The sequence below is a fragment of the Flagellimonas halotolerans genome (genome assembly GCF_035818535.1).
GTDB lineage: Bacteria > Bacteroidota > Bacteroidia > Flavobacteriales > Flavobacteriaceae > Flagellimonas > Flagellimonas halotolerans.
In genome coordinates this window covers 141800-154661 of the sequence record NZ_JAYKYV010000007.1, presented here as the reverse complement: position 1 = coordinate 154661, position 12862 = coordinate 141800, and the positions used below count along the sequence as shown (strand labels likewise).

At 43.7% G+C, this 12862-nt stretch carries 5 protein-coding genes; all 5 read right to left on the bottom strand.

All coding sequences use genetic code 11. From position 1 onward, the window contains the following. Window positions 1–4: 4 nt before the first annotated feature. A complete protein-coding gene (locus VM932_RS10325; protein WP_326278730.1) occupies window positions 5–1675 on the bottom strand; it encodes a carboxylesterase/lipase family protein in 1671 nt (556 codons plus the stop codon). Window positions 1676–1798: 123 nt separating this feature from the next. After that, window positions 1799–5113 carry a glycosyl hydrolase gene (locus tag VM932_RS10320; protein WP_326278729.1) on the bottom strand — a complete coding sequence of 1105 codons (3315 nt, stop codon included), beginning with the start codon at window positions 5111–5113 and terminating at the stop codon, window positions 1799–1801. Window positions 5114–5139: 26 nt separating this feature from the next. Then, complete coding sequence (locus VM932_RS10315; protein ID WP_326278728.1) at window positions 5140–8136, bottom strand: alpha-L-rhamnosidase; 2997 nt, start codon at window positions 8134–8136, stop codon at window positions 5140–5142. Window positions 8137–8241: 105 nt separating this feature from the next. Continuing rightward, entirely contained in the window at window positions 8242–9729 is a 1488-nt protein-coding gene (locus VM932_RS10310) for a RagB/SusD family nutrient uptake outer membrane protein (protein ID WP_326278727.1), read from the bottom strand. Window positions 9730–9740: 11 nt separating this feature from the next. Then, window positions 9741–12842: a SusC/RagA family TonB-linked outer membrane protein gene (locus VM932_RS10305; protein ID WP_326278726.1), complete on the bottom strand. Its 3102-nt coding sequence runs from the start codon at window positions 12840–12842 to the stop codon at window positions 9741–9743. Between the last annotated feature and the right edge of the window lie 20 nt (window positions 12843–12862).

Sequence of the window (12862 nt, the reverse complement as noted above, 5' to 3'; positions counted from 1 at the left end):
GTGTTTATGGCAATCGTCCAATTTCTCGCCACATGGCCAGTTCTTGGGAAAATCTGTTATGTATCACCTTACATTTTGTGTCGATACGCATGGTCGGTCTTGTTTCCAAATTATAAGCAGGCCAATGGGGTAAATCCGTTGCATGCGGTATCCCTGTTTTGGCAAAACCCGTCCAATACGCGGCCATATTGTGTGAGGCAATGAAACGCTCCGGCCTTCCCCCTCCAAAAAAACTGGGTTGGTCGGGTTCTCCATCTTTGGGCGGCTGCTCATTGTTGAATTTAAAGGAAATATCCATGGCATGGGGCGTTCCCATGGGGTAATCGGTTCCGGGGATCAGTTTTTCGGATTTATATCCAAAATTGTACAAAAACACGGGTGCCCCAGCTTGCTTGGCCTTCCGTTGTGCAATTTCAATGGATCCCAAGCCCATCATCACAATGGAAGAAACGGCTACAAAGATATCCGCTGGGGATGCCTCGGGCCGTGCTTTTTTATAGGTTTCGATAACTTTTGAGGTATCCGCTCCAAACTGGGGCTCCAACCTGGTTTGTAATCCCCAAAAATCGAGTGTGGCAAATTCCGTGTCCTTTCGTTCCCATGCAAAGAAGGTATATTCGTCCTCGTTCCAACCGACCATCAAGGGTTTGTCCTTGGAAATATTCGGCGCGGTAGGATCAAATGGGTGATTTGGAAGCACCGTGCCGTCCACCACAGGGCCAAAACCACCAACGGTGGGTTCCGTTAATCCTCCGGTATGTTTCTTTTCTTGGAATGGTGGCACAAATGGAATTTTAGCCTGGACCTTCAAAATTTCATCCGTGGGGACCTCCAACAGTTTTTTCCAAGTGTTTTTTGTGAGACCAAATTCCTTAAGTACCAATTCAGTATTGCGAGCAGCCATATCCTTTGTAAGCATACGGACACCAGGCCCACTTTCTATGGAGGCCTTATTGAAATATGGTGATGCATCGGGCATGGCATACAAACAAGAGGTTTTTGCCCCGCCACCAGATTCACCAAAAATCATCACATTGTCCGGGTCACCGCCAAATACATGAATATTTTCATTTACCCATTTTAAGCCTTCGGTAATGTCCAAAAGCCCCATGTTTCCAGAACCGGCATAGTCAGGTCCGCCTATTTCATCCAAATACATAAAACCCAGCATGCCCAAACGGTGATTGGTCTCCACGACCACCACATCAAAATTTCTTGCCAAATTGGCTCCATCTTGCCCGGCAGAGCCTCCTGATCCGATTACAAATCCACCCCCATGGCTATAGAACATCACCGGACGTTTTTTATCATCATTGGCCGGAGTCCAAACATTTAAAAACAAACAATCTTCCGAAGGGGCAGGCTCGTTTCTTCGAGGGGCTTGAATGGCAGGTGGTCCCAATTCAAAAGTATCTCGAATCCCTGTCCAAGAAGCCAATGGACCCGGTTTGCGAAACCTACGGTCACCGGAAACTTTTCCAGCATACGGTATACCTTTAAATATGTTCACACCTGCCGAACGCATTCCTTTTATCTTTCCTTTGGAGATTTCGGCTTCTACCCACTCCTCAGGTATATCCCATCCGCTATACCCAAAGGGTAACATGGTACCTGGAAGAAGCATCAATGCTGATGATGCCCCCACTGTTCTAATAAAATTTCTTCTTGTATTCATTGATACTATTCCTTCAACCAGTCTAATTCTATGTTCGACCAGTCCTTTAGTTTGTGCCTACAGAGTGAAATATATCACTCACTTTTTTAGCCATTGTAACTGTCCCGACAATTTACAGCTTGCTCAATCTTGACGCAAAATTTTGACCTCACCCAACAAACCAGATTCAAGTAATGGTTCCTGACCTTGATAAAAAGGCATGGTGGTAAAGGTTATTTTTCTTTGAATATCTGGTTGGGCATCCCCTATCAATCGGTTGACCCAAACATTGGTCACTGCAATTTCCAGTTGATTCTCGCCATTTTTTAAGGCATCGGTAATTGCTATTTGGAAAGGTGTTTTCCAAAGTACACCGATTGGCTGTCCGTTCAAGGTGACTTCGGCAATATTCTTAACCTTGCCTAAATCCAATATAAATGATGCTCCACCATCTGTTTTATCAAAATCAAAGGTTTTGCGATAGGTAGCCGTACCAGAAAAATATTTTATGCCCTCAACCTTGTTTTCCGTCCAAGATTGCAATGCATCAAAAGTTACGGATGCAGGCGCTCCCCTCTTTTCTTGGAATTCTACATCCCATTGCCCCTCTAAAGTTAGTACTGGCGCTTCGGAAATCTGCGGTATGCTTAAACTTTTTTGATCTGTATCTTCAGCAAAAAGTATAAAATAGGCATCCCAAGACTCAAAATCAAGCTCTACCCATGTAGTTTCGCCTTCCATAGCATAGCTAACATCGGAAATTGTTCCTGTTTGCGGATGCCAAAGTTTGGGTTGTTTGCCCGTAACCCTAAAACCTATTTTTGCCGTTGTAGGCTCAAGATTGCGGTTGTTCAACCAATAGATATGTGAATCACCGGAAGCTCGGTGACGGAACAAGATTTCATGATCGGTTTCGGTAATCTGGACATCGGGTGCAATGTCCAAACTTACATTTTCCCCAACATTGGGCTTTGCCCAAATTTCATCAGCAAGGGATTGAAAAGCTGAAACGTCATCCGACAAACTTGGTGTGGTCAAGGGCTTGGTTCCTTTAATTTTTACCCCTGCGTTGGCCAATTCTGCCAATTTATTCAACACGGCCATCGACATTTTTTGTGTTCCCTTGTCCAATTGGAGTATTTGATACCTAACACCACTTAGCGCCTTTAATTGACCATCTTCAGCTGAAATGGCTTCTTGCAAAATGGTTGGACTGACAAAATCAAACTCATGCCCTTTTGCAATGTCCGGCAGGCTTTCTTGGGTGATATGGGTAACATTGTCATTTTCACCATAGAGATAGAGCACATCCGCCACATTTTGCCCTTGCTGTAATAGATAGCAGCTTCGCGACAGATAACTTATCCAAGATTGAGCACCGGCACCTGACCACGTTTCCTGCCTTGTAAAATATTGACCAAAGGGACCCAAGGAGAAACCTGGCATCTTATCATCAAGTGGTTGGTGTACCGAGGTATGTATGACAAATCTATTAAGCCCAGATGCCAACTCCAGATCGGCTGTACGCTTTAACTTTTCGGGATGCCAAGAAAATCCATTTTGAATGGAGGTCATGGATTCTGCCGCCACAAATGGTTTTCCGTAAATGTTTGCAACAGAGGCAGACTCTCGGATATCTCCCTCACTACGCACTTCCTCATCCATTCCTCCCGCCAAACTACCAGGGGTCCACATGGCACTCATGGGTATATCGGCATTTCGTTTGACATCCATCCCATCGGCCAAAAAGATACGGTTGCCTTCATGGCTTTCGGTATAACGTTTCATGCCACGTTTATGGAGCTCCTCTCCAATAATATCGTAATGGTTGTCAGAAATCATTTCACCAATGGTCTTTCTAAAATCCCAAAGAAACCTTTCCGATGCCTCCCTGCTTTCGATTACTCGACCGGTAAGCACAGGGATCCAAGTTCTCATATCATAGCCCCTACGGGATGAAAACTCCTCGAACATATCGTGCGTCCAATTCATGTGGCCCGCTTCATAACTATCCAGAATGACATAACCCAAACCGGACTCGCCCATTTGGCCTCCAGTGGCATCTTGGTACAGATCCAAATAGTGGTTGATGTACTTTCGTACTGCATCTTCATCCAATTTATCCACTTCCAATCCAGTGGCTTCCGGGGATGCCGGATGGTTTTCACGCCCTGTTAAAGAGTATCCCAACCTGATGATCTTCCAGGTACCTTTGGGCACCTCCCAAACTAAGGTTCCATCACCCTGAAACTTGTCAGTTAAGTCAATTACATTTTCTTTTCCAATGGCATCTTCATCATTCCCGCTGTCCACCGAATCGGATTCCTTCCATGCCGTAAAACCTGCTTTGCCCTCATACCTGTCCACTCTTGAAGTATTGGTTAAGACAAACTCGGCGACATCGACGCCCTCTGGTTTTGGTTCGCTCACTACCCCGAACAAAGCTTCCATTCCCGGTGGGGAAGGAGGCAAAGTTTTGTACACAAAACGCCAATACTTGGCTGTGGTCGGAGGAAAAGAACCTGTGGTCTGGGGAACAATACTCCCAGGAATGTCTACTAATTTTTTAAAGGTAACCCCATCGTCACTGATTTCAATGGACCTATTTTGAGGCATGCCCCTAAATACGGCCATTGAGCCTATTTTTGCCCCCACCACGGAATAACTTTTAAAGGATACGGGTTCATTAAACGCATATTGAACCCAAGTCTTTTCGCCCACTGCTGCCGGGGGCAAGAAGCTTCCGTTGTGCAAATTCCCATCGGTTAGGGCATCCAGTAAAAAGTTTCCGCCACTTGAGGTTACACTGGGATTCAGTTCGGACAAGGAAACTTCTTCTTCCGGAATTTTGTAAGCAATCACCGCGGCATCCTCATAAAACTGGGGAAGTTCCCTTTGTTCACCATCCATACTAAAGCCTGTTTCTGGCGGAACATTTTGAAATGTACTTGTCTCTTTTGGCGGTTCCGGTAATTTACTGTTAAATGTATCGCCTCCTTGCACCTCAATTTCTGACCAAACATATTTTTTCATGCCATCCCTGGGTTCCACCCACGGACCTCCGGTCTCGGACCATCCCGGAGAACCCGCAATGGCCATTTCAAAGTCTTTTTCAATGGCTAAGTCCGTAGTGAATTTAAAGGCCTCTTTCCAATCCGGGGTCATGAACACCAATTTTTCATCGGTGACCAATGGAGTGAACAGATTGGCATCAAAATTTTGAAATCCGCCTATTCCGGTACGTTCCATCCAATCCAAATCTTTTTGGATGCCATCTTTGGTGACATTACCGTTCATCCAATGCCACCAAACCCTTGGCTTGGCTTCATTCGGTGGGTTCTTAAATCCTTCTTCCAATTGAACTGCATCAAAGGTAGGAGCTTCCTCTGTCTTTGGTCCACAGGATATCATCAGAAAAGCCAGTGAAAAGTATATGGTAAAATGGTTTGTGTGCTTCATTTGGCAAAATTTAAGGTTTAACAATTTTATTGACGTACCGCTTCCAAGCGTTGTCCGTGATAAACAACCTGTACAGAAACCACATTCCCTTGAGCATTTCTTTGCAATTTAACGCTATTTTGAGCGTCCTCTTTATCTAGATAAAGATTGCTATCCTCTTTACTAGGTACCAGTTCAATGGTCGTTTCTGCTATGGTCAAATAATAGGTGTCTTGGTTTTTGTTCACCGTCAATTCATCAAAGAAACCGCTAGTGGTTTTGTAAGTTCCCTCAAAACCTGATTCTTTAAGGTTTTCCATTTCCACTTGGGTCGTAAAATAATATTCACCGGATGCAAGGTCCAATTCAACCGATTCTCCTTGTGAGGATAGTATGGTTACCCCTTCTGCCTTTTCCAAAGCCTTTTTACCTTCTTTTAGGCTTTCCATGGTTCCAAACGGAAGCGTCACATGGGCCATGGTGTTCACGGGAACCTTTATTGCTTGGGTAAAGGTTGAATTTTCCAATGTCCAACTGCTGGCTATTTCACCATAGTAAGTTTCTAAACTGGCATCCGCATGGGTAATTTCCCCGCCAGGAATAATTTTTATATTAAATTTCTTGTAACCAGGACCTTCCATACTAGGTTGAATTCCTCCTATATTCTGATACATCCATTCTCCAATGGCACCATATGCGTAATGATTGTAAGAGTTCATGCTCGGGGTCTGGAAGGTGTCATCCGGCTTTATGCCATCCCAGCGCTCCCATATAGTAGTCGCCCCTTTGGTAACAGGGTACAACCAAGAGGGATAGGTATCCTGCAACAAGAGTTTATAGGCCACATCGGCATGTCCAAACCTGCTCAAAACATGGTTCAGGTAGGGTGTTCCCAAAAAACCTGTTGTTAAATGATAGCCGTAATCCTTGATGTTTTCCACCAATCTATCGGCTGCTTCTGCCCTTAGGTTTTGAGGGAGCATATCAAATTGAAGGGCCAATACGTAGGCCGTTTGCGTACTGGACACCAATCTCCCGGATGGGGTAACATATTCTTTTTGAAACGCAGTTTTAATATCCTTTACCAATTGTCCGTAAAAAGCCTCGTCTTCTTTTTTGCCCAAAACTCGGGCCGCATTGGCCAATAATTGGGTCGAATGGGCGTAAAAACATTGGGCAATAAGGTATTTATCCGTAATTGCCGCTTTCCCATCACGATCGTCATCCGGGGAATAGAACAACCAATCACCGAAATGAAATCCCGTTTGCCAAAGATAGTCCTCACTTTGGTCACCAATATAATCCACCCATGCCTTCATACTAGTATATTGATCCTCCAAGAGCTTTTTATCTCCATAAAGTTCATAGGCATACCAAGGTATTATGGTTGCCACATCGGCCCATCCCGCGCTACCCCCTGCTGTTGGTCCCAACACATTGGGCACCACGAAAGGCACTGAACCGTTTTCGAATTGATCGACGGCTACATCCTTCATCCATTTGGCGAAAAAATTATTTACGTTCATATTGTAAGAGGCCGTCCTAAAAAAAGCCTGGGCATCGCCCGTCCACCCCAATCGTTCATCCCTTTGTGGGCAATCCGTTGGCACATCGATAAAGTTGCCTTTTTGTCCCCATTTTATATTTTGTTGTAGCTGGTTCAGCATGGGATTGGACGTCGTAAACTTTCCTGTTTCCTCCATATCCGAATACAGTGCTATGGCCTTAATATCTTCCGCAGTGGGCTCTTGCGGCAAACCAATTACCTTAATATATCGAAAGCCCTGAAAGGTAAAGTGCGGTTCCAAAATTTGGTTGGGTTCGCCATTCAATATGTAGGTTGTTTTTTGTTCTGCCGAACGCAAGTTATCCAGATACAAATCACCATCACCATCCAATACTTCAGCGTGATGGATTTCCACTTTTTGTCCTTTTCTCCCTGAAATGTTCAATTGTATCCAACCTACTAGATTTTGTCCAAAATCAATAATGGTCTCTCCGCTTGGAGAACTAAGAATTTCCTTGGGTACAAACTCTTCCTGCTTTCTGATGGGTTCGTTTTCAGTACCTATTAAATTGTCCTTTTTAAATTGCGCCACTTTTACCAGCTCCCAATCATCGTCTTCATAAGTTGGTTGGGTCCAATCCTCAATTTCCAAGGTTGAATCGTACAGTTCACCGTCATAAATCTCAGAATTTAGAATAGGTCCTGTTTTCCATTTCCAGGAACCATCTGAAATCAGTGTTTGTTCGGAACCGTCCTCAAATTGAATGTGAAGTTGCATAAGAAGTGCAATGTCATCTCCATAATGGTTGCGCCTTTCGCCCCAAGCCAAGTAGTCCCGATACCAGCCATTGCCCAAAACAACTCCAATAGCGTTGGTTTTGCACAGCATTTCGGTCACATCATAAACTTGGTACTGCAGTCTTTGGTCATAACTAGTCCATCCCGGGGTTAAATAATCTTCGCCTATCCGTTCACCGTTAATGTGAGCTTCATAAAGTCCGTGCGATGTAATATAGACTGTTGCCTTTTTTACGTTTGCATCTGAGGTGAGACCAAACTCTTTCCTAAAATAGGGGCTTGGCCTATTAATGGTATCTTTTTCAAAACTCGGTGCGATCCATTTGGCCTTAAATTCTTTCGCTGGATTCAAAAGCCCCATTTGCCAATAGCCAACATGGCTCCATTTGGATTTACGTCCATGATTGTCCCATACTCTAACTTGCCAAAAGTAGTCCTTTCCGGATTCCAAAGAGGGCCCCGAATACAGATTCATTATGGAAGATCCGGAATCAATTTTTCCAGAACTCCAAAACACTCCATCCAAGCCTGATTCATTTTTGTTTTCCGATACTCTTACCTCATAAGATATTTGCTTGGTATCCCGTTTATTGGAAATCATGACCCAACTAAATCTTGGCTGGTCCGTGGTGATTCCCATAGGGTTTACCTTGTTCTCTACGTATAATTTGGATACCTCTATCTGGGCGTTGGCGGCAAGGAAAGCAAAGACCAATAAAAAGGTGACTATTTTTTTCATAACGATACTATTATTTAAAACAACATTGAAATGAACCAGGCCCAGCATGACCAACATAAACCGGACCTGTTTCAACTAACTCACCCTTATTTGTTGTTTTCTACATTAAAAATTCGGGTTCAACAAGGCCTCGCTTGCCGGTAATGGAAATAGCTCGTAAATAGTGGTAAAGGCAGCAGCGGGCGGGCCAAAACCTTCAGGGAAATAATAATCCTGCGGATTTGCCTTTACACGATCGCCAAAGGCCGTCATTACAGATTGGGCTGTTCCTGTTCTTACCAAATCGAGCCATCTTTTGTTTTCAAATGCCAATTCAACTCTACGCTCATCCATAATGGCCTGTCTCATCTCGGTTTGGTTTAATCCGGTCAAAGGAGCTAGACCTGCCCTATCCCTTACCGCATTCAAATAAGGTTCAGCATCTCCGGGACGATTTTGCTCGTTAACCGCTTCCGCCATAAACAATAATGCCTCAGAATAACGGTAGATAGGCATATTGACCCCTGTTAGTCCAGGATTGCTGTGTGGTTGCCAAAACTTATCGATATAGGGGAAATAGGTTCCATCCACTTCGATACTATCCACGGACACCGATTTTCTTAAATCTCCATCCTCATAGCTTTCCAATAAATCCGGAGTAGGTATATTAAACCCTTCTACGTTTGATGCTTGAGAATTAGGCACACCTGAAACCAAAGCTACTTGTTCAGCTGTTAAAGGCATGGGCAACCATTCGTACATAAATGAACTGGCAAAACCTTCGGTTCCTTCCAAGAATTGCACTTCGAAAATAGATTCTATACTGTTCTTATTGTTTAGATCGAAAACATTGGCATAATCAGCCAAAAGGTCATATTCATCCGAAGTTATCAAATCTGACAAAACAGATTCTGCGCTGCCCCAACTTTCCTGTACCATATGTACATTTGCCAACAACATTTGGGCAGATCCACGGGTGGCCCTACCTTCCTCTTGAGAAGATTTTAGGGGCAGCAAGTCAACAGCTTCGCCAAGGTCGCTTAGAATCTGGGTATAAATTTCTTCTTGTGTTGATAAAGGTAGAGCAGCGTCATCCCTACCGGTTACAGGAACTAAATGCAATGGCACGGCACCAAAATACTGAACCAAATCAAAGTAGGCCAATGCCCTTAAAAAATAGGCTTGCCCCTTTACATTGTCCTTAACATTATTATCCTCGAACTCAACTTCATCGATCAATGCTAGAATTTGGTTGGCCCTTGCAATGATCAAATAATTGGAGGTGTATTTGTTGGTCAAAATACCATTACCGTTGTTTACATAAAAATCGGCCATACTTTCTCCATCCTGTACTGCCCTGTAATTAGGATTATACTTGTAATAGGTATTATCGGAAGTCATCTCCCCCATGGCCCAGGCACCTTGCCCCTGCACTTCTTGCAAATCACGCAATGGCACATAAGCGGCATTGACTGCCTGTTCAAAATCGCTTTGTGTTTCAAAGAAAACGGCCTGGCTCAATGAATCTTCCGGAGGAAGCTGTAAAAAATCATCCGTACATGACGTAAATATGCCAGTCGCTATTAATGTTATTATTCCTATTATTTTTTTCATGACAGTATTTTTTAGAATGATAGGTTGAAGCCTAAAGTGAATGTTCTCGGAACCGGATATGCACCCCAATCGTAACCCAGAGCCAATGCATTCGACTGCTGACCTTGGGTAGTTGTGCTAATTTCTGGGTTCACCCCTCTATAACTTGTAAAAACAAAGGCTTGCTGAACTGAACCATAAAGCCTTGCTCTCTTTAAAAAAGAGGTCTCTTTTAGTGGAAAGCTATAACCGACTGTAATGTTTTTTACGGAAAGGTAACTTCCATCCTCAATAAATCGGGAACTGAACCAGTCGCGCTCCATAAAAGTGGCACTAGTGGTTTTACCATATCTCCCACTTCCCGGATTTTCGGGTGACCTCCAACGATCTTTCACATCGCGAAGCACATTGAAAACACCGTCCAAATTGGTAGTCCCTTGGTCATTGGTTACGGCAATATCATTACCAACGGACCCTGAAATTACGATGCTCGCATCCCAGTTTTTGAATTTAAAATCGTTGGTGAGACCGAAAATATAGTCTGGGAATGGGTTGCCGATAACAGTTCTGTCATCGTTCTCGTTCCCAAAAGTAATGACACCATCTCCGTTTACATCTTTAAATTTTACGGTTCCGACTTCAGATTCCACGGCACGTGGTGAGTTATCAAACTCCTGTTGGTTGTCATAAACTCCATCATGGATCAATCCCCAGAACTGACCTAAAGGCTCTCCAGGACGTGTTATACTGGTATAGGCTCCACCGGGATTGAAGATTCTATCCACACCATCAGCCAAAGAGATCACTTTATTTCGATTAAAAGCAATATTGAAGTTGGTATTCCATGAAATGTTCTCGTTGGATATGTTTCTGCTTACCACGGCAAATTCATGCCCCCAGAATTCTATTTCTCCCACGTTATCGTTAAAATTGGTAAAACCTGATTCCTGTGGAATATCCACATTGAACAACAAATCCGTGGTGTTCTTTTTGTAATAGTCATAGATAAACTCCAGTCTGTCATCAAAAAATCTCATATCCAAACCAATATCCAATTGCTTGGTACGCTCCCAACCCAAGTTAGAGTTTCCTAAGGTGGTAAGGCCAGCCCCACTAACAACGGAATTACCGAAAACAGCATTCAAGGAATTGTCCACCAAGGCATATTGGGTGTAGTTCCCAATATTGTTGTTACCGATAATACCGTAACTGGCCCTGATTTTACCAAAGCTGACGAAATCCGTATTTTCCATGAAGGATTCATCAGAGAACACCCAACCCGCAGAAACTGAAGGGAAGTTACCCCACCTGTTATTGGAACCAAATCTTGAGGATCCGTCACGACGCAGGGCGAGGGTAATCAAATACTTTCCATCATAATCATAGTTCAAGCGAGAGAAATATGATGTCAAACTCCACTCATTAATATTGTTGAAAGAGCGAGTTCGGTCAATATTTAATGCAGATTGAATCGTTTGAACCCTATCATCAGGAAAATTGGACAAGTACAATTGCGTATTGTCCGCTTCATATTTTTGATAAGAGATTCCGCCCAAGATTTCGAAATTGTGGTCTCCAAAAGATTTTGCGTAGGTTATTGTATTTTCATTCAACCAGCTCAAGTAATTGCTATCTCTTCTGATAGAAGTTGCAATTGCCGGAGGCAATGCGGCAAATGTGGTCGATACTGTTGACGGACTAAAGTTAAAGAAGGATGAATTTCCGAAATCCCCATTAATAGAGGTCTTTATTTGCATACCATCAATAGGTTTATATTGTAAATACACATTTCCCAAAACCCTCATTGATTTTGTTTCGTTAGTAATCTCTTTGGCCGCTCGGTACCAGTTTGGAGTCGGAAATGCACTGATTCCCGGAATCCAGGCCGTTAATGGCAAAGTTCCATCCTCGTTCTTGTATGGTAGAATTGGCCAGGTCTGCATGGCATTGGTTACCAAACCTCCTGGTATACCGGCGTTTACATTGGTCGCATAAAATGCACCATCGGAACTTGGCAGGTTGTCAATCGAGTAAGTTGGCGCTACAGAAATCCCAAGATCCAACTCATCGTTCAATTTAAATTTGGAGTTTGCTCTTAAGGAATATCTTTTAAAATCCGAATTGACCATAACACCCTCTTGCTGAAAAACCCCTGCAACAACAGCTACGGAAGATCTTTCTCCCCGAGCATTCCAATTAATGTTAAGGCTCTGTATCGGTGCTGTTCGGAACATGGCATCGTACCAGTCATAACCCTCCCCGTACTGTTCTGGGTTTTGAAATGGTTCTGGTACTGGTTGTCCCAAATCCTCAAAAGATTCCTTTTTGAATTGGGCAAACTCCTGACCGTTCATCAAATCCGGCCGTCCTTTTTGTGGAACTACCTGGACTCCTCCGTAATAACTGATGGAGAAACCGCCCTGTTCCGTTTTTCCAGATTTGGTCGTAATAAGTACAACCCCATTGGCCGCCCTTGAACCATATAGGGATGTTGAAGCGGCATCTTTCAATACACTGATACTTTCAATCTCATCTGGATTAATGGAGCTGATGTCCCCAACAATTGGAAAACCATCCACTACGTACAACGGGTCGCTTCCAGCTAAAATAGAAGCTTGTCCACGAACCCTTACCTGTATTCCCTGACCCGGTTTACCTGTAGTCTGATTGATTTGTACCCCCACCAATCTACCTTGTAATTTTTGGGTGACCTGTGGCACTGGGATATCGGCCAACTGTTCAGAATCGATTTGCTGTACCGCACCGGTTACCTTTCTACTGGTCTGGGTACCATATCCTACGATTACAACCTCATCCAGTTGTTGGCTATCGACCGATAAGCTCAAGTTGATTTGCAATCTTCCGTTAACGGGTATGTTTTGTGATGCATACCCCACGGAAGAAAAGGTCAACACCCCATCCGAAGCCGTTTCGATGGAATAATTCCCGTCAAAATCGGCACTTGTACCATTTGTAGTGCCTTGCTCAACAACAGTAACCCCCGGCAAGGGCTGACCTGTTTCGGCATCTGTAACAGTTCCGTTCACTGTAATCCGCTGCTGTGCATTGGCTGTAAAACCACAGCAAACCACCATAAAAAGAACCCCTAACCATAATGTCTTTTTAGTCCTCATAGTTTGTTTTTAGTTAATTA

Coding starts and splice junctions, on each gene's coding strand:
- VM932_RS10325 (WP_326278730.1), bottom strand. CDS start 1,675: ATGAATACAAGAAGAAATTTTATTAGAACAGTGGGGGCATCATCAGCA.
- VM932_RS10320 (WP_326278729.1), bottom strand. CDS start 5,113: ATGAAGCACACAAACCATTTTACCATATACTTTTCACTGGCTTTTCTG.
- VM932_RS10315 (WP_326278728.1), bottom strand. CDS start 8,136: ATGAAAAAAATAGTCACCTTTTTATTGGTCTTTGCTTTCCTTGCCGCC.
- VM932_RS10310 (WP_326278727.1), bottom strand. CDS start 9,729: ATGAAAAAAATAATAGGAATAATAACATTAATAGCGACTGGCATATTT.
- VM932_RS10305 (WP_326278726.1), bottom strand. CDS start 12,842: ATGAGGACTAAAAAGACATTATGGTTAGGGGTTCTTTTTATGGTGGTT.